At 60.4% G+C, this 23,874-nt stretch carries 22 protein-coding genes; 16 read left to right on the plus strand and 6 right to left on the minus strand.

The genetic code is table 11. From position 1 onward, the window contains the following. Nucleotides 1–79 precede the first annotated feature (79 nt). From ACH6CX_RS14425 to ACH6CX_RS14445, 5 genes are all read left to right on the plus strand, one after another. Entirely contained in the window at nt 80–1,231 is a 1,152-nt protein-coding gene (locus ACH6CX_RS14425; protein WP_396675646.1) for an alpha/beta fold hydrolase, read from the plus strand. 11 nt (nt 1,232–1,242) lie between these two features. Then, nucleotides 1,243–1,677: a hypothetical protein gene (locus ACH6CX_RS14430; RefSeq protein WP_396675648.1), complete on the plus strand. Its 435-nt coding sequence runs from the start codon at nt 1,243–1,245 to the stop codon at nt 1,675–1,677. A 535-nt stretch (nt 1,678–2,212) separates the two neighbouring features. After that, nucleotides 2,213–2,797 (plus strand): class I SAM-dependent methyltransferase, encoded by a 585-nt coding sequence (locus ACH6CX_RS14435; protein WP_334078727.1) that lies wholly within the window; start codon nt 2,213–2,215, stop codon nt 2,795–2,797. A gap of 229 nt (nt 2,798–3,026) precedes the next feature. Beyond that, the gene (locus tag ACH6CX_RS14440; RefSeq protein ID WP_396675650.1) at nt 3,027–3,983 is read left to right on the plus strand and encodes a hypothetical protein; all 957 of its coding nucleotides are present in this window, start codon (nt 3,027–3,029) and stop codon (nt 3,981–3,983) included. Nucleotides 3,984–4,091: 108 nt separating this feature from the next. After that, on the plus strand, nt 4,092–4,991 hold the full coding sequence (locus ACH6CX_RS14445) for a DMT family transporter (RefSeq protein WP_334078728.1): 900 nt from the start codon (nt 4,092–4,094) through the stop codon (nt 4,989–4,991). Between the two features lie 34 nt (nt 4,992–5,025). Here ACH6CX_RS14445 and ACH6CX_RS14450 read toward each other — a convergent pair whose 3' ends face one another. Then, nucleotides 5,026–6,894 carry a sodium:proton antiporter gene (locus tag ACH6CX_RS14450; RefSeq protein ID WP_232941408.1) on the minus strand — a complete coding sequence of 623 codons (1,869 nt, stop codon included), beginning with the start codon at nt 6,892–6,894 and terminating at the stop codon, nt 5,026–5,028. Nucleotides 6,895–7,304: 410 nt separating this feature from the next. Between ACH6CX_RS14450 and ACH6CX_RS14455 the strand changes: the two genes are divergently transcribed. The 5 genes from ACH6CX_RS14455 to ACH6CX_RS14475 all read left to right on the plus strand — a co-directional run bounded on the left by ACH6CX_RS14455 (nt 7,305) and on the right by ACH6CX_RS14475 (nt 12,280). Further along, nucleotides 7,305–8,693: a glutamine synthetase family protein gene (locus ACH6CX_RS14455; RefSeq protein ID WP_396675653.1), complete on the plus strand. Its 1,389-nt coding sequence runs from the start codon at nt 7,305–7,307 to the stop codon at nt 8,691–8,693. 207 nt (nt 8,694–8,900) lie between these two features. Further along, nucleotides 8,901–9,626 carry a hypothetical protein gene (locus tag ACH6CX_RS14460; RefSeq protein WP_396675655.1) on the plus strand — a complete coding sequence of 242 codons (726 nt, stop codon included), beginning with the start codon at nt 8,901–8,903 and terminating at the stop codon, nt 9,624–9,626. Between the two features lie 102 nt (nt 9,627–9,728). Then, a complete protein-coding gene (locus tag ACH6CX_RS14465) occupies nt 9,729–10,139 on the plus strand; it encodes an SRPBCC domain-containing protein (RefSeq protein WP_237063237.1) in 411 nt (136 codons plus the stop codon). Nucleotides 10,140–10,265: 126 nt separating this feature from the next. After that, nucleotides 10,266–10,997: a lysostaphin resistance A-like protein gene (locus tag ACH6CX_RS14470; protein ID WP_396675657.1), complete on the plus strand. Its 732-nt coding sequence runs from the start codon at nt 10,266–10,268 to the stop codon at nt 10,995–10,997. A gap of 86 nt (nt 10,998–11,083) precedes the next feature. After that, on the plus strand, nt 11,084–12,280 hold the full coding sequence (locus ACH6CX_RS14475) for a hypothetical protein (RefSeq protein ID WP_334078730.1): 1,197 nt from the start codon (nt 11,084–11,086) through the stop codon (nt 12,278–12,280). 38 nt (nt 12,281–12,318) lie between these two features. Here ACH6CX_RS14475 and ACH6CX_RS14480 read toward each other — a convergent pair whose 3' ends face one another. Together ACH6CX_RS14480 and ACH6CX_RS14485 are read right to left on the minus strand one after the other, a co-directional pair. Next, nucleotides 12,319–13,062, minus strand: a complete 744-nt coding sequence (locus ACH6CX_RS14480; protein WP_237063259.1) for a type 1 glutamine amidotransferase domain-containing protein — start codon at nt 13,060–13,062, stop codon at nt 12,319–12,321. Between the two features lie 32 nt (nt 13,063–13,094). Beyond that, nucleotides 13,095–13,601: a lactoylglutathione lyase family protein gene (locus tag ACH6CX_RS14485; protein ID WP_232941401.1), complete on the minus strand. Its 507-nt coding sequence runs from the start codon at nt 13,599–13,601 to the stop codon at nt 13,095–13,097. A 118-nt stretch (nt 13,602–13,719) separates the two neighbouring features. On the opposite strand from ACH6CX_RS14485, the gene ACH6CX_RS14490 reads away from it, so the two are divergent. The 3 genes from ACH6CX_RS14490 to ACH6CX_RS14500 all read left to right on the plus strand — a co-directional run bounded on the left by ACH6CX_RS14490 (nt 13,720) and on the right by ACH6CX_RS14500 (nt 16,284). After that, nucleotides 13,720–14,619: a LysR family transcriptional regulator gene (locus ACH6CX_RS14490; protein WP_396675660.1), complete on the plus strand. Its 900-nt coding sequence runs from the start codon at nt 13,720–13,722 to the stop codon at nt 14,617–14,619. A 168-nt stretch (nt 14,620–14,787) separates the two neighbouring features. Further along, on the plus strand, nt 14,788–15,450 hold the full coding sequence (locus ACH6CX_RS14495) for a hypothetical protein (RefSeq protein WP_232941399.1): 663 nt from the start codon (nt 14,788–14,790) through the stop codon (nt 15,448–15,450). A gap of 321 nt (nt 15,451–15,771) precedes the next feature. Then, nucleotides 15,772–16,284 (plus strand): NlpC/P60 family protein, encoded by a 513-nt coding sequence (locus ACH6CX_RS14500; RefSeq protein ID WP_237063261.1) that lies wholly within the window; start codon nt 15,772–15,774, stop codon nt 16,282–16,284. A gap of 56 nt (nt 16,285–16,340) precedes the next feature. Here ACH6CX_RS14500 and ACH6CX_RS14505 read toward each other — a convergent pair whose 3' ends face one another. Genes ACH6CX_RS14505 through ACH6CX_RS14515 form a run of 3 tightly spaced genes read right to left on the minus strand, consistent with a single transcriptional unit; the run spans nt 16,341 to nt 20,055 of the window. Next, nucleotides 16,341–18,548, minus strand: a complete 2,208-nt coding sequence (locus ACH6CX_RS14505) for a xanthine dehydrogenase family protein molybdopterin-binding subunit (RefSeq protein ID WP_396675662.1) — start codon at nt 18,546–18,548, stop codon at nt 16,341–16,343. Then, nucleotides 18,545–19,540: an FAD binding domain-containing protein gene (locus ACH6CX_RS14510; RefSeq protein ID WP_396675664.1), complete on the minus strand. Its 996-nt coding sequence runs from the start codon at nt 19,538–19,540 to the stop codon at nt 18,545–18,547. The genes ACH6CX_RS14505 and ACH6CX_RS14510 overlap by 4 nt, the downstream gene beginning before the upstream one ends. After that, nucleotides 19,537–20,055, minus strand: a complete 519-nt coding sequence (locus tag ACH6CX_RS14515; RefSeq protein ID WP_396675666.1) for a 2Fe-2S iron-sulfur cluster-binding protein — start codon at nt 20,053–20,055, stop codon at nt 19,537–19,539. The genes ACH6CX_RS14510 and ACH6CX_RS14515 overlap by 4 nt, the downstream gene beginning before the upstream one ends. Nucleotides 20,056–20,398: 343 nt before the next feature. On the opposite strand from ACH6CX_RS14515, the gene ACH6CX_RS14520 reads away from it, so the two are divergent. The 3 genes from ACH6CX_RS14520 (at nt 20,399) to ACH6CX_RS14530 (ending at nt 23,815) form a co-directional block, all read left to right on the plus strand. Then, on the plus strand, nt 20,399–20,785 hold the full coding sequence (locus ACH6CX_RS14520) for a DUF2750 domain-containing protein (protein WP_232941394.1): 387 nt from the start codon (nt 20,399–20,401) through the stop codon (nt 20,783–20,785). A gap of 966 nt (nt 20,786–21,751) precedes the next feature. Then, a complete protein-coding gene (locus ACH6CX_RS14525; protein WP_232941393.1) occupies nt 21,752–22,618 on the plus strand; it encodes a hypothetical protein in 867 nt (288 codons plus the stop codon). 9 nt (nt 22,619–22,627) lie between these two features. Continuing rightward, nucleotides 22,628–23,815: a DUF4785 domain-containing protein gene (locus ACH6CX_RS14530; RefSeq protein WP_396675669.1), complete on the plus strand. Its 1,188-nt coding sequence runs from the start codon at nt 22,628–22,630 to the stop codon at nt 23,813–23,815. Nucleotides 23,816–23,874 lie beyond the last annotated feature (59 nt).

Here is a 23,874-nt window from a genome sequence, read left to right on the forward strand (position 1 = left end):
CCGCCCCGTTGGGTAGTGAAGCAACTGGGGGGCGACGCCCAACCTCGTTACAGAAGACGATGCAACACCAGGACTGCCAGTGGCTCGGGCAGACCAGTATCTGGTCATTGGCTTGTGCCGGGTAGATATGTCAGGATTTTCTGGCTTGATAACGTTTATTGGTTACTCGCTCAGTCTTGCTTGCTTAACTTCCGGATGCAATATGACACTTCGAATAACTTTGGCCATGATGCTCGCCTTGCTGGTGACGCCAGCGGCTTTCGGCGCCCCTGAATCCAAGCCCGAGACCATCCCCCCCTACAATGCCACCCTGGATGGGTTTGAGTATCCGTTTCCGGTTGATTACTTCACGGTCAAGTCGCAGGGCCAGACATTGAAGATGGCTTACATGGACGTCATGCCAGCCGGGGAACCCCAGGGCGTGGTACTGCTGCTCCATGGAAAGAACTTTTCCGGGTATTACTGGGAACGTGTCGCCAGGGCATTGGTAGGGCAAGGGTATCGCGTCGTTATCCCGGACCAGGTCGGCTTTGGCAAATCCAGCCGCCCGGAATACTACCAGTACTCCCTTGCCGGCCTTGCAAACAATACGCACGCGCTTCTGCAGAACCTGAATATTGACAAGGCTATTGTGGTCGGTCACTCAATGGGCGGTATGCTGGCGACCAAGTTCAGCAAATATTATTCGCCTGCCACTCAAAAACTGATACTGATCAACCCCATCGGCCTGGAAGACTACCTCAAGTATGTGGAGTATCAGGACACCAATGTTTTCCTGGCCGCTGAAATGAACAAGACCCCGGAATCCATCCGTCAATATCAGAAGAAGAACTACTATGACGGCAAGTGGAATGACACTTATGAAGCGCTGATTGCCACCCATATTGGCCAGCTAAAGCATGAGGACTACCCGCTGGTTGCACTGAATAACGCCCTCACCTACAACCCGGTCTTCAGCGAGCCCATTGTCTATGACCTGCCGCAGCTGGAAATGCCGGCGGCACTGATTATCGGCACCAGGGACCGTACCGGCCCGGGCAGGGCCTTTAAGAAAACCGGCGTCACCTATGCACTGGGGCAATACCAGAAGCTGGGTAAAAAGGTGGCCAGCACCTTACAGGATGGCCAGCTGATAGAGCTGGAAGGCCTGGGCCATATGCCACAGTTCGAGGACTGGGAACGGTTTGCCGACGCCTTCATGCCGTTGTTTAAACAAGAAAATGGGAACTGAAGGGGGAAGCCATGAAAAAACTATTACTGACCCTTGCCGTTTTACTTCTCGCAAGCCCGGCCTTCTCCCGCGAGGATTACCTTCCGAGTGACAACCTGAGCCGCTATATCTATGAAAAACTGGATTTATCCACCTTCCGCAACTCCTTCGGCCCCAGGAGATCAGAGACCGACCGCCTGTTTTCCGACCTGGGATTGAAACCTACAGAGATCAAGGACGACGCCTTTACCATTGAGACTGACTCCTGGCGCTACCAGGTTTCCATTGTGAGGGTTAAGGACATAAACCGAGATGGGATCAAGGATGTGGAGATCTGCTTTAAGGAGCAGTCAAAGACCGGCACTTACAATGCGCAGTCGCCCCTGCTCATCACCCAGTTCTCCCAGTCAGGCAACCTGGTTGCCCTCGGCTATAAGGTCTCCGGCTGCGAGAGCTTTGCGCACTGAAATCCACTGGTAGCCACAAGCATCCCCGCCCTCCTCTTATGGTGGAAATACAGTTTCGGCAAGGTGAAAAATCCCCCTAAAGCAACGCTTGTGATCCTGGGGAAGGAACCGGGAAAGTCAGGACCATATTACTAATGGGGCTAGCGACTCATACTTCAGGTAAGTTAACCAGTTCCCGATTACCCGGGTCAGCCCAGGTGGCAACGGCTGTCCTGCCTCTTTCAGGGGCCATGTCCCCGCAAGCCTGGGAATAGCCCTGGCGACGAATTCGGCACCTGCAGTGACTGACGCTCCCGACACCCCAACAGGATGCAAGGGCCTGTTGACATCCATAACCTGACGGAAGTCCCGTGCCCCCTGTACTCCCTTCGCTCTCGCTCGCGTGAGCTCCAGCAAAGAGGTTAAACGTGGTACCGGGCATACAATTGCATATTCGGCGCACTCCCCATATATTCCCCGCTAACACAAATGATGCTTGGCCCTCCTGTTGAGCGACTGTTCAGGGCGAGCACAGACACTGGGGAAACTGCCGGAAATGAGCGCAAACAGCTGGGATGACTATGCCGAGGGATGGGACAGCAACAGTGACGTTGTCACCTATTCAGAGCGTGCATTTCAATCGCTTGCGGACACCATCGACTTCAAGGGTGCCCGCATCCTGGATTTCGGCTGTGGAACCGGGTTACTGACAGAACGGCTGTCTGGACAGGCAGGCAGTATCGTTGCGCTCGATCCGTCGGAGAAGATGATCTCCGTACTGAACGCCAAGCAGCTGGATAATGTCATTACCATCCAGTCCGAGTTAACTGAAGAACTGATCAAGCAGAATAAGCACCTCCAGGCCGGATTCGACCTTATTGTCGCATCTTCTGCCCTGGCCTTTGTTCCCGATTACCTGGAGACGCTGCGGCTGTTGACGCAGCTGCTAAACGAGAACGGCCAGCTGGTCCAGTGGGACTGGCTGAAGGAAGCCGGCGATGCCGGAAGCGGGTTTTCCAGGGATGAGATCGCCCATACCTTCAGGGAAGCCGGCCTGTCTGGGATCAGGGTAAGCGTGCCGTTCTCTATGGACGCGGGCGAAGGCAGTATGGACGTCGTTATGGGTGTCGGCAGCCGCTAAGTTCCCCCTCCACGCCGCCCTGCCCTGGCAGGGCCTTGCCTGACCGTTCCTTCTCCATAAGGCACTCACCATCCCCCGGTCCCCGACCACTGATCCGGCCTGACACCTTGCCGCTGGTGGACAATGGGCTCGCACGCAACTATTGCTACTCATGTCCCCCTCGCAACCAACAGGCTGGTTCCCGATGAATCCTGCGCATATCCGCTGGCTGCCCGTCCTCGGTATCCTTATGGCTCCCCTCTGTAATGCCAATCCGGTCTTTTTTGTCGACACGCCTGCTCTACTGCGGCAGGCGGAAGAGGCCGTCTACGCCGAACATCCAGACATAGCCGAGTCCGGGCTGGTAGTGGCCCGGGACGCCATCAGTTTTTCCTGCATGCCGGGAAGGAAGCGCCTCCGCCAGAATGAGGCCGCCAGCCAGTGCCTCGAACACCCCTATGTTGCAGTGCCATGCAAAGCATCGGTTCGCCTGATGGTCCGCTCAAGCGTTACCCAGCAGGTCTCCGCGCTCAGGAATGGTCGCTGCCGGTTCGACACCACCTATCGCCCGGTTATTGTGGATTTCTTCCAGGATGGTGCCACGGAGGTCCGCCGCCCTGGTTTCGACTTCGATGCCGGCCGGGTCGGCGACTGTGACATTGATGTCAGCCCCGATGAAATCGACGCGTTGGCCCAACACCATGAAGCCATCCTGGCCCGGGAGTTCTCTGAACAGGAAATCGCCCGGGGCGATGGCACTATCACGCATCCACATGGCTACTTCGAGGTGGATGTGGAGAGACTATTCCGGGTGGCACAGGAGTCCACAGAGTGGGCTGCGGAGAAAGGCGATTTGCGACTGCGTGAATCCGATCTCAGCTTCTACTGTGACGCGGATATTGCCTGGGCGGCGACAAACCCTGTAACCCTGCTGATTCCGTCACAGCAGCAGAGCACGTCGCTGTGCCATACCGAGGTGATTTTCACCGGAGGTGAGCGTACTGTCGAAAAGCTGGCTGGGGATAAGGGATGCAGTGCCAGGAACTCCGGCGGCGGCTTCTTGGTACGCGTGTTCAGCGACGGCGGCACCGAGGTGAGCCCCGTGGCGGCCGGTGGCTACCGGCAGGGTTCCTGTAACTCTGTTGCCGATGCACCGTCAGTAGAGGAGGCTATTGCCCGGTATAGGGAGCAGGCCGCAATACAGTAGGCCTCCACAACTGGCCCGCCCTGCCCGGCTCATTTACGGGGGCTCGCTGCCAGTGTCACACTCCTGGCCCAGGGTGCCAGGCAACCGAGGAGGGAGCCGCACATCAGCTTGCTGCCAACAAAAAGCCACCCCGCCGGCACGGGTGCAGTGCTGGTGGCCCTGGCAGCCCTGTGCTGGGGCCTATCCGGCGGCGTTGCCGGCGTCCTTATCGACGGCGGCTGGGAACCTTCTGTCGTTTCCTTCAGCCGGGGCGCAATCGGCTTCCTGTTTGTGTTCGCCTGGCTACTGATGCGGCCCCGCGGCAGTGGCCTGGGCAACGCGCGCCTGTGGTCCTGGTCGGTGCTCGCCGGCCTGGGTGTGGCGGGTAACTTTGCGTTTTATTTTGTCAGCATTGCGCAGGGCAGTGTCGCGGTGGCTGCCACCCTGATGTACAGCGCCCCGGTATTCGTCTACCTCGTCTCATTCGCCTGCAGGCTCGAACGGCCGACCCCACTCAAGCTGGCGGCGATTGTCCTGGCGATGGTCGGTATCATCCTGCTGACACAGGTCTACAAGGCCAGCGCGAGCGGCATCACCCTGCTGGGTGCGGGGGCCGGCCTGTTGGCGGGGGTTTCCTATGCGGTATTCATCTTCGGCTTCAAGTATGCCGCGCCGCACGGCAGCCCACAGGCTGTCCTGTCCGTGGCATTCGCGGTGGTTGCAGTGCTGCTGATCTGGCCTGCCGGTATCGGTCGGGCCACTACCGTCCTGGATACAGCGGATTTACAGCTGTTCGTCACCCTCGGCGTCTTTGGTGCCGGCCTGTCGTTTGCCCTGTATGTGATTGGCCTGCGTCACGTGGCGCCCACCGTGGCCTCGATTGTGGCTATGGTCGAACCGGTCACCGCGGCGCTGTTCGGTGTCGCGGTCCTGGACGAGAGCCTGGCCGGCCCGCAGGTTTTGGGCATGGTACTGATACTGTCCACGGTGACCGCCCTGAGCCTCGGTTCCAGCTTTAAAAGGTCTTGAGCGGGCATCATCACGAGTCAGCTTTACTGCAACCCTACCCCACCGGAGCATCGCCCCCTGGAATACCAGCCGCGCCTGGTGACTTCTCCCCTGGCTTGTCCTCGGACTCCTCCGGGGCGATCAGGCTGACAACCTGCCAGTCAGCCTTGAGGGCAAATTCATGGGAGACCGTATTGATATGCACACGCCCCTGCGGGTCTACCACATAGAGTCGCGTGGCGCGGTTGCCGTAGGTTTCCCCGTAGTCGTCAAGGGTAAAGGACTCCGTCAGCCTGGTGGTCCTGATGGTTGCACCCTTCGCCACCAGGCTGGCAAGGCGGCTGTAGGTTGCGTTCTCCGCAAACAGTTCCAGTTTTTTTGCGTATTCCTCCGATACCCGGTGGCTGGCCCGCCCCTCCTCGGTCCCCTGGCCCAGGCCGAGTACCGAGCCTTTGCCCAGGACATGCTCAAAGTGATAGGTCACCAGTGGGTTGAGCTGCTTGTAGGGGGACAGCACCAGGACCTTGCCCACGGGGGAAAGATCCATGGTGGTGCTGGCGTGCTCCGAGATCGGGTTACCGTAGTAGGTGGGGATATTTTCCATACGTGCCTCGCGTATGGCGTCCCAGTTGGTATCCGCGATAATGACCGGAATTTCCTTTTCCAGCAGGTCTTTGGCCAGTAACCGCGCGAACTTGCCGCCGCCGAACAGCAGGTAACCATTCGGATAGGGGGCGCGAACATCGAGTAATTTCGCAATAGGCTTGGAAGTCAGGCTCTGCAGCACGACCGTGACGATAATCACCAGGAACACCATGGGTACCAGCAGCTCGGATTTTGGCAGCCCCAGCGTATCCAGTTTCAGGGCAAACAGGGCGGAAACCGCGGCGGCAACAATGCCCCGGGGCGCGATCCAGCTAAGCATCGCAAGTTCGCACCAGTTCAGGCCTGAGCCGGGGGAGGACAGGAACACGGATAGCGGCCGGGCGATAAACATGATCGCCACCAATACCAGTACCGCGCCCCAGCCCAACTGCACCACTGCGCTCAATTCCACCCGCGCGGCCAGGAGGATAAACAGCGCCGAGATCAGCAGGACGCTGAGGGTTTCCTTGAACTCGAGGATGTCATCAACATCCAGTCCCTTCATGTTGGCCATCCAGATACCCATCACGGTAACCGTAAGCAGGCCGGATTCGTGGGTCATCAGGTCGGAAGCGGCGTAGGCACCGAGCATCAGGGTGAGTACAGCGGTATTGCGCAGGTAGTGTGGAATCCAGTTCTTCTTAAGCACGGTGCCAAGCAGGTATCCCATCAAAGAGCCAAGCCCGAAGCCGATCGCCACCACTTTCAGGAAGGTGACCAGGGTATGCTCGAACGCACCCTGCGCGGCGACAACGTACTCATACACCAGTACTGCCAGCAGTGCGCCGATGGGATCAATAACAATACCTTCCCAGCGCAGGATATTGGAGATCCGGGCATTGGGCCGCACGGTACGCAACATGGGTACGATGACGGTGGGCCCGGTAACCGTGACAATGGCGCCAAACAGCGCGGCCAGCTGCATGGGCATGCCGAGCACATAGTAGGCGGCGGGTGTGGCGATCAACCAGGTCACCAGGGCACCCAGCGTACACAGGTTGCGCACCATGACACCGTGCCCGGCGAGGTCGGAAAACTTGAGGGTCAGGGCGCCTTCAAACAGGATAATCGCCACTGCCAGTGCAACGAGCGGAAATAACAGGTCGCCAAAGAGGGCATCGGGATCGAGGACACCGGTGAGCGGCCCAAGTGCGATACCGGCCAGCAGCAGGGGCAGGATCGCGGGCAACTTGAGCATAAACGCAAGGTACTGGCACGCAATCGAGACAATTCCCACCATCACCAGCAGCGCCATTGGGTTCGAGGTGATTAGTTCCATAGTGATGACCAGCCGATCGCGAACGGTATTTGGGTGCGAGAATATAATGGCCCGAAATAGATACCCCGGGATATCGACTGGCCGCTCTCCTCCTGGTTACCGGGGTGCTCGATTACACCGATGAACACAGGGAAATTGGAACAGGCCAGTGGGTAACTATCAGTTCCTGGCGTTTATTTGACCATAGCGCCTTATCCGCCATAACCACACCCCGATTCAGGGAATTAACCTATTGAGAGGTAGCACAACAATCCCTGTGGCGCCTCCCCGGCAGGCCTTCCCATTCAGCCTACCATCCAGCCTCCCCACCTTGACACTCCAGCGCGTATTTCCAGCGTGCCTCCTGGCCGCGCCCGTGAACAGCAATTCGGTTACACTGTGCGCACAATTCATTCCGCGCCGGAGTCACCATGAGTCAGTCTGATAGCCCTTCCTGGCTGGACGAATTACCCGCAGCCTTCCAGGCCTATCGCAATGGCCGCAGGCTGGATGAGGTGGAATGCATCATCCCCGACCTGAACGGTATGTCCCGGGGCAAGGCGATGCCCCAGAAGAACTTCTCACCGGACAAGCCGATCTTCCTGCCGATCTCCATTTTTTACCAGACCATTACCGGCCAGGATGTGGAGATGGATATCGCTAACCAGTGGGCCGAGAGCGATATGGTGCTGGTGCCCGACATGTCCACCGCAATGGCGGCCCCCTGGGCGAAGCAGCCCACGCTGCAGATCATCCACGACCTGCAGGACTTCGACGGCAAGCCGATTTTCTGTGCACCGCGCAATGTACTCAAGCACGTCATCGGTTTGTATGAACAACACGGCTGGAAACCGGTCATCGCGCCAGAGCTGGAGTTTTACCTGACCAAGCCGAATGTCGATCCCAACGAGCCGATCCAGCCCCCCGTGGGGCGCAGCGGCCGCTCCGGAACAGCACTGCAGTCCTACTCGATGAGTGCCGTGGATGAGTACGGCCCGGTGATCGATAACATCTATGACTTTGCCGAGGCCGCCGGCCTGCATATCGACTCGGTGATCCAGGAGGACGGCGCCGGCCAGGTGGAGTTCAACCTCACCCATGGCGACCCGCTGCTGCTCGCGGACCAGGTATTCTACTTCAAGCGCATCATCAAGGAGGCGGCGCTGAAAAACGGCATGTTCGCCACCTTTATGGCCAAGCCCATGCGCGACCAACCCGGCAGTGCCATGCATGTGCACCAGAGCGTGGTGGACATCGCCAGCGGGCAGAATATCTTCTCCGATGAGCAGGGCAATGCGACGGACCTGTTCCGCTATTTCGTTGGCGGCACCCAGAAGCACCTGATCGAGGTAATGCCGTTTATTGCCCCGAATGTGAATTCCTACCGGCGATTCGAGTCGGAAGCCAATTCCAGCGCGCCCACCAATACCGCCTGGGGTTATGACAATCGTGCCACAGGACTGCGGGTACCCCATTCCGGCGCGCAGGACCGTCGGCTGGAGAACCGCGTGATCGGGGTGGATACCAATCCATACCTTGCCATTGCCGCGAGCCTGGCCTGCGGTTACCTGGGCATGGTGAACCGGGTCGAACCGAGCGCACCGGCCGAGGGTGAACTGGACGACGAGCAGCAGGCCCAGTCGTATATCCCCACCACCTTCGATGAGGCACTGCGCATCTTCGAAGATGCGGAGGATATTCACGAGACACTGGGCAGGAACTTCTGCCAGCTGTATGCGGAAGTCAAAATGGAGGAGCTGCGCCAGTTCCACCGGGAGATCTCGCCGTGGGAACGGGAGCACCTGTTGCTGAACGTCTAGCAGGCGTTTTCGTAAGTCTCACCGGGGCCGGGCTGGGTAAAGCACCCGGTGCCCGGGAGCCGAGTTTGCTTTGAGCATTATTTATATTTCATAGCATCCTGGGATATATCCATGCATATTTACTGGCCCTCCTGGAGGGTCAGCCCCGGCCCATGGGAAAAATAACAACAGAGAATAGAAACAACCAAGAAATGGGAAGAAAATACAATGGAAACCAACAATTACAATAACGAGGGTTTCACACTCTTTCTGGGCATGGCATTCGCCCTGCTATTGATCAATCTCGTTGGCTTCGGTCCCACATTCTTCTTTACCCCACTCACGGAACCCAACCCGAAGCTGGATACCACACGTATCATCCACGGCTTCACCTTCTCCGCCTGGTACCTGCTGTTCTGCGCACAGGCCATTGCGGCAAAAAGGCTCAGCTTTCGGGCACACCGCACCATGGGTTTTATCGGCCTGTTCCTGGCCATCGCCATTGTCATCAATGGCAGTATCATGACGGCGCATTTTGCCAATGAGTTCACTCCCACGGACGAGGTCGGCCCACTGATCCTCCAGGCTTCAGGCGTCTGGGCCAATTTTCACCTGGTCCTGAGTTTTGCGGCCTTCATTGTCCTGGGCATGGCCTTTCGCAAACAGTTGCAACTGCACAAGCGATTTGTCCTGCTCGCCACCATCGCCATGATGACCGCGGCCACCAGCCGTATCGCCGCTTTCGATGGCCAGCCAATCCATGAGGGCGCGTTTACTTTCCTGTGCCTGCTGGTACTCCTGTTGACGCCAATCTGTTATGAACTGGTGCAGTACCGCAAGGTGCATCCGGTTTACCTGTGGGGCTCGGCGGCCTATTTCGTATCCCTGATTCTCTTTGCCGCCGTAATCCCAATGACCGCTTTCGGGCAATCGGCAGTATTCTGGTTTCAATAGGAATTTGGCACCATTGGAATCAGGTGGTAGTCCATATGTTGCCTGACGCGAAAAACCTCGCGCAGGGCGGTCCAGGGTAAATACATTCAAGGACGAATCAGCATGAAAATAACCGTAGAAACCCAGGTGAATTGCCCGGTTACCCGGGCCTGGAAGGCCTACACAACACCGGCGGACATCACCCAGTGGAATGCCGCCTCCGCCGACTGGCACACGACCCGCGCCACCGTGGACCTGCGCGAGGGCGGCAGCTTCTGCTGGCGCATGGAAGCCAAGGACGGCAGCATCGGGTTCGATTTTGCAGGCACCTATACCCGTCTTGTCGAGAACAGCCTGATCGAATACACATTTGGCGATCGCGAGGCGCAGGTGGAGTTTATCGAGAACGGGGACACCGTCACTGTGCGGGTAACCTTCGACAGCGAGGGCAGCCACTCCATCGAGCAGCAGCGGGAGGGCTGGCAGGCTATCCTGGACAACCTCAAGCGGCATGTGGAGGCGGTAACCGCCTGACACCAGCCATGTTGCGTCCACCTATCCCGACGCGGCCGGCAGCACCCTGCAGGACCGGCCCTGCATGCGGCAATCCCGATACCGGTGCCCGCGAACACCGCGCACCCCAGCCCGAGAGACCATGGAATGGCACAAGCCCGGCTGCTGCAACGACCCACCTCTCCCTGGCGATTTCCCGGTGGCCTGTTGGTCCTGGGCAGCTTCGCCCTGCTCTATACCGCCGCCAGTGCCGCCCATATGCTGCTGGTCAAACACACCATCGGCTTCAACGCCTACCTGGGCGACGGGCCCGGCCTGCCCCAGCACCTCCTGCTGACCATGCAGCTCACCAAGGCCGCCCTGCTGCTGGGGGTACTCTGGCTGGCGTTGCGCACCAGGGGCCTGGGCTGGGCCACCCTCGGCTTCCGCCCCACCACCCGGGGCTGGATACTCCTCGCGGTACTGGTCGCCATTGCCGGGCTACTGTTGCGGCTGGGCCTGGCCCGCTGGATGGCGGTGGCGGTGCCGGACTGGGCAGTGTTTATGGCCAACCCCTATGGCACCCCGGATGGCGGCCTGGTGGTTGGCATTGCGCTGGGCCTCTGCACGGTGGTGCTGACCCCGGTAGCCGAGGAGGCATTCTTCCGCGGCTTCCTGTTTACCTGGATGACAGGGCACCGGCCGGTATGGCTGGCGATGCTGGTCAGCTCACTGATCTTCGGGGCCATGCATATCATCCCACCCCAGGCCATCAGCGCCGCGCTGATGGCACTGGCCCTGTGCGCGCTCTACTGGTTCAGCGGCTCCCTGTGGCCGCCCATCGTGGCGCATATGGTGGGTAACGGGTTGGCCTACGCTGCCATGGCAGGCAGCCAATGAGACTGTGGCCGGGATCAGCGTGCCCGGGTAAGGTGATGGTCGTCATTCGGAAACCAGACAAACACTCGAAGGGGGCCTCGACGGCCATGCCCGTTCCACTTCTGTTGCTACTCGCACTCCTGGCCTTCGCGCCCCTGGCTTATTCCGCAGGCTACATGGCGGGCTTTGCCGAATCAGAAATCACACCGCAGGTAGGCGATACCCTGGGGTTGGTCGGCGGTGGGACCGGGAAGGTCCAGTCCATTGGCGATCCCCTCTATATCCAGGCTGCCGTGCTGTCGGATGGCAGCCACAGGGTCGCACTGGTTTCGGCGGACCTGCTGGCGCTGGGAGAACCGGATTTCCGTGTGCTGAAACAGCAACTGCAGGAGCGGGGATTCGACCATGTGATGATCGCCGCCACCCACACCCACGGCGGCTACCTGGTGGATGAGTCGATGGCCCGGGTGCGCGACAGCATCCTCACCAGCGTTGCACAAGCGGAAGAACAAATGCAGCCGGTTACCATCGGTGCCACCCGGGTTCAGGTCGATGAAGCCTACAACCGCAGGATTATCCGGGAAGACGGGGTGGAAATGTTATGGACCAACCCAGGCAGGATTCCCAATCGCCCGGTCGATGACACGCTGGGGATTGTCCACCTGCGTGACGGGGACGGGCACCCCTTCCTGACAATTTTCAACTACAGCGCCCACCCGGTGGTGACCATGGACCTGCAGCGCGCACTGGTGTCCGCGGACTATCCGGGTTACCTGCGCAGCGCCTTCAAGCGGGAATTTGGTGGCCACTCCATTTTTTTCCTGGGTGCCGCGGGCGATGTAAACCCCTACCACGCGGATACCAAACCCTTTTCCGCAGCCGGGGCGCAGGCCCGGCGGCTGGGCGAGGTCCTGTCGGGCAACGCTGTGCGGGCACTGCGGAACCTGCAGCAGTTCAAGCGCCGGGGCCATTTCCGGTTTGACACCATCCGCATGCGGGACCCCGAGGCCGAACTGGGATTGCTAATGCTCACGCCGGATATTTCGCTGGTGAGTTTCCCCGGTGAATACTTCGACGCACTCGGCAGGCAGTTGAAGAGCGGCAGCCCGGTGGAAACCACACTCTTCGTTGGTATGAGTAACGGTGACTTGCGCTATGTGCCTACCGCTGCCGATGCGGCACTGGGTGGTTACGGTGCAGAGAAACCGTCGTCTGTGGTCGACGCCAGTACCGGTGAAACACATGTCCGCAAGGCGCTCGAGAGACTGGAGGAACTGTCGAAAGGGAGCCCGGACGGGGACTAATATCGCCGGAAGGGGCCTCCGTGCCCCTATCAACCCGATTACTTCAGCAGCTTCACCACTGCCTTGCCAAGGTCGGCGGCGGATTGCGGGTTCTGGCCAGTCACCAGCCGCTCGTCGACAACCACATGGCTGCTAAACGGCTGTTCCTCGCTGAAGGTCGCGCCCTGCTCTTTCAGCTTGTCTTCCAGCAGGAAGGGCACCACTTCTGTCAGTTCGACGGCCGCTTCTTCCTCGTTGGTAAAGCCGGTCACTTTCTTGCCGGCCACCAGGCTGCTGCCATCCGGCAGTTCCAGGTCCACCAGTGCCGCCGGGCCATGGCAGACTGCGGCCACCACGCCGTCATTGGCGTAAATGGAACCGGCTACCCGGCTTATGTCATCGTTGCCCGGGAAATCCCACACCGTGCCGTGGCCACCCACAAAGACGATAGCGTCGTAACCCGCGGGGTCCACCGAGGACAGCTTGCGGGTATTGGCCACCAGCTTCTGGGCCTCGTCGTCTTTATGGAAACGCTGGTTGACCGCATCGCTCTCCTCCAGGCTGCGCGCATCGATCGGTGCCTCGCCACCTTCAATACTCGCCACGTCCACCTGCAGCCCCGCGTCGCGGAATACGTAATAGGGGTGGGTAAACTCCCCCAGCCAGTAACCGGTTTTCTCGCCGGTGTCGCCCATGGCGCTGTGGCTTGTCAGTACCATCAGTACCCGCGACTGTTCTGCCTGGGCGGTGACGGACAGGAACAGGGCTGCGCATAACAGCGCAAATGTCTTGATCAGTTTCATATACAGCGTCCTCTCTTTATTGCTCAGGTGGATTACTGGTACGCGCCACTGCCGTAGGTCAGTTCATAGCTGTGGCTGTAGATTTCCAGGATATTGCCGAAGGGATCTTCCATATAGATCATGCGGTAGGGCTTTTCCCCCGGGTAGTAATAGCGCGGCTCCTTCATACGGCGCCTGCCACCGGCCGCCTCGATCTTCTCTGCCAGCTCTTCCAGGTTCGGGTCCTGTACGCAGAAGTGGAAGATGCCGGTCTTCCAGTACTCGAAATTGTCCTCCGGGTTCTCCTGGCCGCGGAACTGGAACAGCTCAACGCCGATACGGTCACCAGTGGACAGGTGGGCAATCCGGAATTCGCCCCAGCCCGGGCCGAATACATCGGTGCACATCACGCCAACTGCGCTGTCATCCTCAGTAATCGTGGTGGGCGGCATGATCAGGTACCAGCCCAGCACTTCCGTGTAGAAGCGCACTGCCGCCTCGAGATCGGGGACCGAAATGCCAATATGGGAGAAATTCCTGGGATAGGGTGTCTTGCTCACTGCAACTCCTGGGACGGTTACTCAAAGTAGCGCCATGGTAACCGGGATGAGGATGCGCAAAAAATTATGATTTATAATCTCTCACATAACACCAGGTTATACTTTTGGGGACACCGAATTGCTCAACTACCACTGGCTCAGGACCTTCAGCACCCTGGTGGCCACCGGCCAGTTCACCCGCACTGCCGAACAACTACATATGACCCAGCCCGGGGTCAGCCAGCACATCCGCAAGCTGGAAAACCAGCTGGGCCAGAAGCTGCTGGAGCGTAGCGGCAGGAAGTTCGAGCTCACCGAGGCCGGCCGCACCCTGGCGGAATTTGCCGAGCGGGCCGCACGCCAGGAACGGGACCTGCTGGAACATATCGGGCGCGATGATCCCTACAGCGGCCAGTGCCGCATTGCCTGTTCCGGCAGCCTGGCACTATTGCTATATCCCCGCTTCCTGGAGTACCAGCGCCAGCACCCGGGCCTGCAGGTGCTGCTGGAGGCGACACCCAACCGCCGTATCCGCGAATTGATACGCGCCGACCAGATGGATATCGGTATCACCACCATTGCCGACAAGCACTCGGAGCTGAGCCAGGACCCGATCGGCACCCAGCAGCTGTGCCTGACCCTGCCCGCCAGCGCCAGGCTCGACGCACCGGCCCGCCCCCGGCTGGGGGAACTGCAGGCGCTGGGATTTGTGGAGCATCCGGACGGCATCCAGTATGCGCAGAAAGTCCTGGCCGCCGCGTACGGGGAAGAATTCGAGGGGCTGCAAAGTATTCCGCGCAGTGGCTCGATCAACCAGATCCTGGTGGCCGTTGCGGCGGGCACCGGCTTTACGGTGCTTCCGGAATCCGCCGTGCGCAGCTTTCCCGAGCGCGAGAAAATCGTCACCGCACGGCTGGCACACGATACCTATGAAGAACTGTTCCTGGTAAAACGCAGGCGCTATACCCTGCCCTCCCGCTACCGGTGGTTTATCGATTGTATCCAGCAGGAACTCGGGGCGCGCAACTTGAGAAAATAACCCGGGCGCATGACCAACCGCAGCCATACCGAGTGATTTTTACGCCATTTAATCGCCACAACTTACTTTACTGACTGTCTCGCAAAGTTTGTGCAAGGGTGCAATTGACCGTCCAGCCCCCGGATCGCTAATTTAAGTGCTCAAATAAAATCTAGTAGAGAGCACAAGATGATCTGGGAACCATTCGATCCCTTCAGCTATTTCATCCACGTGGTGCTTGGTTCTATCGCTTTTACCGCCGGGATAGTGGCGCTTTCCACCAAAAAGGGGACACCCGTTCATGTCACATCGGGAAAGGTTTTTTCTTACCTGATGATCCTGGTGGCAATATCAACCGCCATTTTCATGGCCTATAAATTCCTGCCCCTGGCACTGGTGATGACCGTTGCGGTGCTGTACTGCATCCCCAGTGCCATCAATTCAATCAATAACGATGGCAGGTTTGCCTTTCTCTGGGACCGGCTACTGGTCATCATTCCCCTGCTCCTGTTCCTGTTCACCTCGATTCAATTTGTCCGGTTCCTGTCGATCGATGGGGCACCCAAGGCTGGCCCCATCCTGCTGGCAACCACCTTTGGTTTTATCCTGTTCCAGGACCTGGCCCTGTGGAAAAACCGGGATCGGGAAAGGCCCTTCTGGATTCGCCGGCATATGGTGCGCATGATCCTGGCATTTACCTTTACCGCAATGGCTGTGGTGAGGCTGGGCATCAATATTGGCCTGAACCTCGAACAGACAGTTGTCTTCCCACTGCTGGCTGCCTGGACCTGCATCGGCTACTGCTACTGGAAATATGCACCGGGAAAACTGGAAGCCGTCCAGGCGGGGTAATCCGTCATGGGTACCGGGTTAAATAAGCAGCCCGGCGCTGGCCCCGGGTATTCGGGCCCGGCTGGGCATGGCCCGGTCTGGCGGGAAGCCGATTAGAGCGGCCTGAAAACGGTTAAAAAACAACCAGAAGGTAAGTGGGGAACATTCTGGCGCTCAGGCTTTCATAAGGTAAATCCAATAAGTAGTACTCTGATACCATGTACACGTACCCCGCCTGTCCGGGGCTGTCGCCGCGCACCACCGCCCTGATACTGCCCACCGGCACTATCCGGATGCTGGCGACCGGCGGGCACAATAATCCGGAATAACCGCGAGCGCCCCATGAGCAAGAAGCTGCTGCTGATATCCGTCCTGTTCCTGGCCATCGTCAATACAGGCTGTAGCCTCTCCCCTTACCGTCACTCCCCGGACCAGCCGGCAGTGTCCAGCGCGCGACAGCAGCCCGCGGGGCAGACCGGAAATGTGAAGGACAAGATTTATTCCCAGCACCGGGAGTGGAAAGGCACCCGCTATGCCCTGGGCGGTATGAGCAAGAGGGGCATCGACTGTTCCGGGCTGGTCTATACCACCTTCCGGGACCAACTCGGCCTGCAGCTGCCACGGACCACCAGTACCCAGGCCCGGATTGGGGTACCTATCCGGCGCAGTGACCTGCGCGCCGGGGACCTGGTGTTCTTCAAGACCGGCCGCAAGAGCCGGCATGTGGGCATCTATATCGAGGATGGCAAGTTCTTCCACGCCTCGACTTCCCACGGCGTGAAGATTTCCAGGCTGAGCGATTACTACTGGCGGGACCGCTACTGGCATGCGCGGCGGCTGGACCTGAACAGCTAGGGCCCCGCCAGCCCGGCACTGGCCCCCTCCCTCTTACCGCCCCGGCCCCGGCCAACTCAGGGCAGCTGCTCCAGCAGCTTGTCCAGGGTGATGGGGAAATCCCGCACGCGCACGCCGGTGGCATGGTAGACGGCATTGGCCACCGCCGCGCCGGCACCGCTGATACTGAGTTCACCGATACCCTTGGAGCCCAGTGGGTTGGAGCGCATGTCCGGCTGTTCGCGGAAGTGGATCTCCACTTCGGGGATGTCACGGTTGACCGCCAGGTGGTATTCCGCGAAATCCCGGTTCATAAAGGCACCGTAGCGCTCATCCAGCATCAATTCCTCCAGCAGGGCGTAAGAAACTCCCCACACCATGCCGCCCAGCAACTGCGACCGGGCCGTCTTGCGGTTCAGGATGCGCCCGGCGGAAAACACCCCCAGCAGACGCTGGACCCGCACCTCGCCGGTGTCCCGGTCGACATGCACCTCGGCAAACTGGGCACCGTAGGAATGCTGGGAGTACTTGCCGCGGTCCTCGCCGGGCGCCACCTTGCCGTCGGCCTCCAGGTAATCGGGCCCGCCCTGGCGGACCAGTTCGGTGAGAGATACTTGCTTGCTTCCAAGTACCAGCTTGCCGCCCTCGAAGAGGGCGCCGTCGAAATCCGCATCCTTAAGGGATTCCTGCTTGCGCGCAATCTCCACCAGTTTTTCCCGCAAGCGCAGGCAGGCGTCGCGCAGGGCCGATCCCGAGCTGCCCGCGCCAAAGGAGCCCCCGGAGCCACAGCTGGCCGGATAGGCGCTGTCCCCCAGTTCGATCTCGATCCTCTCTGCCGGCAGGCCCAGCAGGTCGGCAGCGACCTGGGTGAGGATGGTGTAGGTGCCGGTGCCGATATCGGTCATGTTGGCCCAGGCGGTGAGGGTGCCGTCGGCGGACAGGCGGATCCTGGTTTTCGACTTCACCAGGATATTCATGCGGATGGTGCTGGCCACCCCATAGCCCACCAGCTGGCGACCGCGGACTTCACCCTGTGGCTGGCGTTTGCCCCAGCCAAATCTGGCCGCCCCCTCCCGCAGGCACTCCGCCAGGTCGTGGCTGGAGAAGGGCTCGCCGCTGCCGGGATCTTTCTCCGGCATATTGGCCAGGCGAAACTCCACCGGGTCCTGGCCACAGCGATAGGCCATCTCGTCGATCGCCGATTCGAAAGCCAGGGAACCGATGGCGTGCCCCGGCGCCCGGCAGGAATCGATCAGTGACATATCGACAGTCTTCACCCGGTGCCGGCTCACCAGCGCATCGGTGCGGTAGGTGGTGCGGGCCGGCGCGCCACTGGGCTCGGCAAAGGCGTAACCCCTGGCGGTAGGCATAAAGCTCTCATGGCTGATGGCCTGCAGTCTGCCGTCGCGGCTCGCCCCCAGGCGAATGCGCTGCACTGAGTTACCGCGGTGCGGCGCATTGTGGAAGACCTGGCGCCGGTGCTGGACCACTTTCACCGGTCGCTCCAGGTACATCGCGCCCAGGCAGGCCAGGATGGCCTCATTGTGCAGGCCCAGCTTGGAACCGAAACCGCCGCCGATATAGGGGCTGAGCACGCGGATCCTGTCCGGGTTGAGTTTCAGGGTATTGGCCAGCACCTGCACTGCGGGGCCGATCAGCTGCACCGAGGTATACACCCAGAGCTCATTGCCGTCATACACCGCCATGGTGGCATGGGGCTCCATGGCGGCGGCGGCCTGGTTCGGGGTGCTGTAGGTGACATCCAGGGTGACCTCGGCGCTACTGTAGGCCTGTTCGAAATCACCGCGGGTGATATCCGCCTCCAGGCCTCCGTCGAGTTCGTCGGGTTTCTCGTCCGCCTCCTCCCCGGCGGCGGTCACCGCGTCTGCCGGCTCACAGGTGACTTCCACCAGCCCGGCGGCGTGACGGGCATTCGCCAGTGTGTCGGCGATGACGAGCGCCACGGGGAAACCGTGATAGCGGATATGATCGCTGCCCAGCATGGCGCGGGACTGGGTGAAACGCCCCTCATCATCCGGCTCACCGAAGGGAACCTGGGATGGGCTGTTCCTGTGAGTGAGGACTGCCACCACGCCCGCACTGGCTTCCGCCGCGCTGGTCTCCAGGGCCTTGATACGCCCCGCCGGGATGGTCGCCTCCACGATCCAGCCGACCAGAGGCTGGTGATCGAGCGGGTGCTCTGCCGCATAGGTGGCCGTGCCACTTACCTTGAGGGGACCGTCGACCCGGTCCAATGGCTGGCCGATGGCTGCGGGATTCATCATGCCCTGGCCTCCCCTGTCTTACCCGCGGCGTCCCGCAGGACAGCCACCAGTGTGCGCCGCGCCAGTGGAATCTTGAAGTCGTTGCCGCCGTAGCCTTTCGCATCCGCGAGTTCGGCATTGGCAGCCTTGAGGAACGCCTCCTCCGTGGCCGGCCGTCCCTGCAGTGCTGCCTCGGCCTTGCGCGCGCGCCAGGGCTTGTGGGCCACGCCGCCGAAAGCGATACGCACGCTGGATACCGTGCCGTCCTTCAGCGCCAGAATCACGCCTACCGACACGAGGGCGAAGGCATAGGAACTGCGATCGCGCACCTTGCGGTAGACCTGCCGGCCCGGGGGTGGCGCCGGCAGGTGTACCCCAGCGATCAGCTCACCGGGCACCAGCACGGTGTCACGCTGCGGCTCGTCACCGGGCAACCGGTGCAGCTCTTCCACCGGCAGCTCCCGCTCGCTGCCGTCGGGCGCGCGCAGCCTGACCCCGGCATCCAGCGCGACCATCGCCACCGCCATATCCGACGGGTGGGTGGCGATACACTGCTCGCTGGCGCCGAGGATGGCGTGGATGCGGTTGTGGCCGGAAAAGGCACCGCAACCCTCACCGGGATTGCGTTTGTTGCAGGGGCGGGCGGTGTCGTAAAAGTAATAGCAGCGGGTACGCTGCAGCAGGTTGCCGCCGGTGGTGGCGCGATTGCGCAACTGGGCGGTGGCGCCGGCCAGCAACGCGGCGGAGAGCAGGGGCCAGCGTTGCCGCACGCGGGCATCGCTGGCGAGCGCCGTGTTGGTTACCAGTGTACCCACCTGCAGGCTGCCGTCCTCGCCGTCCTCAATCCGCGCCAGGTCGAGCCGCGAGATATCCAGCAACTGCTCCGGGGTCTCTATCTCATGCTTCATCAGGTCGACCAGGTTGGTGCCCCCGGCCAGGAAGCTGGCGCGATCACTGGCCTGCGCCCCGATCTCTTCCACCGCGCCGATACGCTGGTAATCGAAAGGTCTCATTGGCCCGCCTCCCCGCGCTGCCCCAGTTCCCCGGCACTGTCGAGGATGGCATCGACGATGTTGGCGTAGGCGCCGCAGCGACAGAGATTGCCACTCATGCGCTCGCGGACCTCCGCCGGGCAAAGGCGGACTTCCCCATCGCCGGTAACGTCGCTGGGTTCGCCATTGGCGACTTCCTCCAGCATGGCGTAGGCAGAACAGACCTGGCCCGGCGTGCAGTAACCACACTGGAAACCATCGTGGCGGATAAAGGCCTGCTGCAATGGATGCAGCTGCTCCCCCTGCCCCAACCCCTCGATCGTGGTCACCTCGCAGCCCTCACACTGCACAGCCAGGAGCAGGCAGGCATTCACCCGTCGCCCATCCAGTAACACCGTACAGGCGCCGCACTGGCCGTGGTCGCAGCCTTTCTTGGTACCGGTCAGCCCGGGCTGCTCCCGCAGGGTATCCAGCAGAGTGGTGCGGGGATCCGCATTGAGTGTCACGTCCTGTCCGTTTACCGAAACTGCTGCCATTGCGGTCCCCTCCCTGGGCTGTGGGCTTCAGCTTATGGTAGTGCAAGGGGAAGGGGCCGATGGTCCCGGCCGACACAAACAAGCATTGCTTTCAGCCGCTGCCGGGAAATACCGGAGGCCGGCAGTACTAGGTACCGGAATGAATTTGATGCATCATGAGCGGCATCTGGCGCAGCTGATCGCGATGTCTCAATGGCGGGCCTTGCTGTCCCGGCAATACAGCGGACCGGTTCTGTGCTATTGAACACTGACAGGCCCGCAAGCGGCCGCCTCTGCAGGAACAATTGGCCGGCGCAACCGAAAAGTCGGCGCAGAATTTTTTTAAACGGAATCGATGCAAAGTATGAACAAAGAAGAGCTGGAGGCCATCCTCGGCCTGGAGACCGAAGACCGCTACGACTACTTCCTGGATGTGGTCGGGGAGGAGCGGGAAGTTTGGATCCTGGTGAACAGTGACGAGCACTTCCTGAAGCTGCACGCCGAGGACCAGGGTGGCTTCGAATACCTGCCGGTGTGGCCCAGTGAGGATTTTGCCGCTGCCTACGCCGACGACGACAGCGACCTTACCCCCCGGGGCATCGCCCTGCCCCAGTTCCTCAAGAAATGGCTACCGGGACTGGACAGGGATGGCATCGAGGTGGGTGTATTCCCGGGTCCGGACAAGGATGTGTGGGTCATGGAGGCCACCGACCTGGAAAAGGACCTGCGCGAGGAACTGTCCCGCTTCTAGAAGAAAAAGAATAGGCGCCGGGCCTGGCCGGCGTTTGGCCGCGTACCGGCACAAAGCAGTTCGGGCCCCCTGTGACTGCAGACTGCAGCCAGCGGGGTCAGTGGCTGCGTATCCCGCACACAACACCGGGAAACACTGTCATTCCCCGGAAGTAGCTACCCCCTCTTCCTCCATCTCCAGACTGCTCCCACCTTTATCTTGCGCCAACGTGGTAACGGAAGTCGCCACCATGCCGGCGAGGACAATGGGATAAGTATGTTTGTCTCTGGATCTGCAGCTTGCCCCCTTGGACAAGCGAGCTTCTTTACAGCCGGTACACTCCAACGCAGGTACACCGACTTCATTACAACCGGCGATTCTTCACGACACAACAGGAGCCGGAATCCGGCTCTTGCGCCGACAAGCATTATTAACGCGGCGGTCCAGCACAACCAGCATCACCCTCTTGAATATTTTTTCAAGCTACAGCATCACAGGCTTCTTTTTCCAGCGAGCGACAACAGCCGGTTGGAAAATTTGATGGGAGGATTCTGACCACGGGGCTAAAAAGCGGGGTCGCAACCCGGGCAGGGACGGTGCTCATCCACAATTATGTACCGACCTTTCAGTCACTTTATCAGCGCCTGATTCCAGACTATTCAGTCAAAATGAACAATACGCCACAGCCGTCAGCCCCGCTCTTCGACGGTTCCTCCATATGCAAATATTTTTTGCGCTAGCGCACAAATATCCAACATTTCCTGTGACTGTAACCGGAACAGCCTTTTCGGCAACAGGCGCAGCTGTAGTATGAAATCGGGCTCAGGCGAGATGCCGTGCCCGACTTACCGGGCGGACAGCGGATACCCGAATAATAAAAGCCCGCTGCCGCCGGAATGTGAAAGGAAGCGAACAAGGCAATTCCGTTTCTCCTGCAGCTTCATATTCCACCGCTAAAAATCAATGCAATAAAAAGGTGAATCATCGATGAAGACGAGAAATATTCCATTGCTGGCAGTATTGCTTGCAGTGCTCTGTGCGCCACTTTCTGCGTTCGCAGTGACCGGCGTGGCTCTGGTGCATGGCACCGGCAACCAGTCCGACGCCTATAACGATTACTGGAAATCCGGCATGGTGGAATCGATCCGCCAGGGCCTGCCCAGTAGCGGCAACCTGCTGGTGGTAAACTGTGATTTCGAGGAGTACATGTGGGATGACGCCGCCGCCGGCTGCCTGGCGACGCAACTCCACAATTTTATTACCTCGATGAACATTGACGACCTGGTTGTCATCACCCACTCCAATGGTGGCAACGTGATGCGCTGGATCCTGTCCAACCCCACCTGGGACAGCCGCTACCCGGCCATTATCAACAGTACCCGCTGGGTAAATGTACTGGCAGCCTCCAGTGCCGGCACACCACTGGCCGATGCCGTGATGGCCGGCAATGTATTCGAGGCCTCGGTGGGCTGGCTCCTGGGTTACCAGAACGACGCGGTACGCATGCAGCAGACCAGCTGGATGGATTACTACAACGATACCTGGCTGCTGGGCACCGCCGGTCGACCCTCCCTCCCGGTAGGTTTCTGGAATGTGGTCGGCAGTGATGTGGAGAGCGCCGTGTGGGACCCCGACAGTTACTGTGGCGGCTACACGGAAAATGTCGGGCTGGAGATCACCCAGGAGTGGCTGGACAGCTGCTCCGATGGGTTCCTGAATTGCAGTTCGCAGAATGCCGCGGGCAGCCTGTGGTTTTACGACACCTCCGCCACCGCCGGGGGCGAGCCGCTGAGCCACAACCAGAGCCGTCGCAAGTGCTTCAACCTCGACGTAATCCTGAGAAACGATATTTAAGGTGCCGCCATGAAAAACCTACAGACCAAAGCAATTCCACTGTTCTTTGCCATGGCTGCCACCGCGATGGTAGCGACCATGGCCAGCGCCCAGCAGATTCTCAATGACAGCCGCGAGCGGGTCAGCTTCTCCCAGCTGGTGGAACAGGGTAAGGAACAACAACTGGCCGACAGCGGTGCGCGGGAGCAGAGCCGGGCCTTTTACCGCAAGGTCACCGGTGCCGAACTCAATCGCGGTGCGGAATTTTTTGTCGACGGGAAGCAGGCCGTGATCCAGGTCTCCCCCCTCGACCGTGCCAGCAATGGCAGGCGGGTGGTAGACACCGACATTCCGCGCGGCATGACCCTGTCCAATGGCACCGAGCGCCGCCCGGTGAGCGACGACAGCATCGCCCTGCACCGTAAAAGCGAGGGCCTGCGGCAGGAGTTTCCCGGCTTCTACGGCCGTGCCCATGTAATGAAGGTCCCCGAAGATATGGGACGCGGCCGGTTTACCCTGAAAGCCAACGGCAATGCCAGTGCGAACGCCGAGTACATCCTCTACGTACTGGACAAGCGCAGCGATATCGAGCTGGCAGTAGAGACCCCGAGCAAGCGCTTCAGCCGCTCCGGCACCCTGGCCCTGGAGGCAAAGGCGGCCGGCCAGGCAAGCGCGTCGCTGGAATCGGTCTCCGCCACCCTGATCGCCCCGCGCGGCGACCGCTACGAGCTGGGTGGCGGGCAGCGTACCGGCAACCGCTATACCCTGGACTGGCCGGTAAACGTGGATGCCCCCTCGGTACCCGGTGAGCTGTGGCGGATCGAAGTGCGTTCAACCCTGCGCAATGCCCGCAATGAGCCCGTGGAACGCGTGGCCGTGATCGCAGCAGATATTTTTACCGAGACCGCGAGTGCCACGGTCGGAGGCAGCGATGGGCAAAGCCTGACCCTGTCGGTGGACGTACAGGAGGCGGGGCGCTATGAGGCGCGAGCCCTGGTTTTCGGGGTGGATAGCGATGGCGAGTACCGGCCGGCGATGCTGGCGTACCAGGCCGAGTGGCTGGATGCCGGCGCCCGGGAGATGACCGTACCCATCGACACGGCCCGGCTTGCGGCCTCCGGCCTGCAGGCACCCTACCAGGTCCGCAGTGTCCAGTTCCTGGACCAGGGTCGTATGTCGGTGCTGGGTTATATGCAGGGCAGCTGGGAGCTGAAATAACCCGCTCACGCCTGCGATTTCAATGGGCCTGCTCCAGGCCCTTTTCGGTGCGCCGGCAC

It is taken from the genome of Microbulbifer sp. JSM ZJ756 (assembly GCF_044383805.1).
GTDB classification, from domain to species: domain Bacteria; phylum Pseudomonadota; class Gammaproteobacteria; order Pseudomonadales; family Cellvibrionaceae; genus Microbulbifer; species Microbulbifer zhoushanensis.

Coding starts and splice junctions, on each gene's coding strand:
- ACH6CX_RS14430 (WP_396675648.1), top strand. CDS start 1,243: ATGAAAAAACTATTACTGACCCTTGCCGTTTTACTTCTCGCAAGCCCG.
- ACH6CX_RS14435 (WP_334078727.1), top strand. CDS start 2,213: ATGAGCGCAAACAGCTGGGATGACTATGCCGAGGGATGGGACAGCAAC.
- ACH6CX_RS14440 (WP_396675650.1), top strand. CDS start 3,027: ATGGCTCCCCTCTGTAATGCCAATCCGGTCTTTTTTGTCGACACGCCT.
- ACH6CX_RS14450 (WP_232941408.1), bottom strand. CDS start 6,894: ATGGAACTAATCACCTCGAACCCAATGGCGCTGCTGGTGATGGTGGGA.
- ACH6CX_RS14455 (WP_396675653.1), top strand. CDS start 7,305: ATGAGTCAGTCTGATAGCCCTTCCTGGCTGGACGAATTACCCGCAGCC.
- ACH6CX_RS14460 (WP_396675655.1), top strand. CDS start 8,901: ATGGAAACCAACAATTACAATAACGAGGGTTTCACACTCTTTCTGGGC.
- ACH6CX_RS14465 (WP_237063237.1), top strand. CDS start 9,729: ATGAAAATAACCGTAGAAACCCAGGTGAATTGCCCGGTTACCCGGGCC.
- ACH6CX_RS14470 (WP_396675657.1), top strand. CDS start 10,266: ATGGCACAAGCCCGGCTGCTGCAACGACCCACCTCTCCCTGGCGATTT.
- ACH6CX_RS14475 (WP_334078730.1), top strand. CDS start 11,084: ATGCCCGTTCCACTTCTGTTGCTACTCGCACTCCTGGCCTTCGCGCCC.
- ACH6CX_RS14480 (WP_237063259.1), bottom strand. CDS start 13,062: ATGAAACTGATCAAGACATTTGCGCTGTTATGCGCAGCCCTGTTCCTG.
- ACH6CX_RS14495 (WP_232941399.1), top strand. CDS start 14,788: ATGATCTGGGAACCATTCGATCCCTTCAGCTATTTCATCCACGTGGTG.
- ACH6CX_RS14500 (WP_237063261.1), top strand. CDS start 15,772: ATGAGCAAGAAGCTGCTGCTGATATCCGTCCTGTTCCTGGCCATCGTC.
- ACH6CX_RS14505 (WP_396675662.1), bottom strand. CDS start 18,548: ATGATGAATCCCGCAGCCATCGGCCAGCCATTGGACCGGGTCGACGGT.
- ACH6CX_RS14510 (WP_396675664.1), bottom strand. CDS start 19,540: ATGAGACCTTTCGATTACCAGCGTATCGGCGCGGTGGAAGAGATCGGG.
- ACH6CX_RS14515 (WP_396675666.1), bottom strand. CDS start 20,055: ATGGCAGCAGTTTCGGTAAACGGACAGGACGTGACACTCAATGCGGAT.
- ACH6CX_RS14520 (WP_232941394.1), top strand. CDS start 20,399: ATGAACAAAGAAGAGCTGGAGGCCATCCTCGGCCTGGAGACCGAAGAC.
- ACH6CX_RS14525 (WP_232941393.1), top strand. CDS start 21,752: ATGAAGACGAGAAATATTCCATTGCTGGCAGTATTGCTTGCAGTGCTC.
- ACH6CX_RS14530 (WP_396675669.1), top strand. CDS start 22,628: ATGAAAAACCTACAGACCAAAGCAATTCCACTGTTCTTTGCCATGGCT.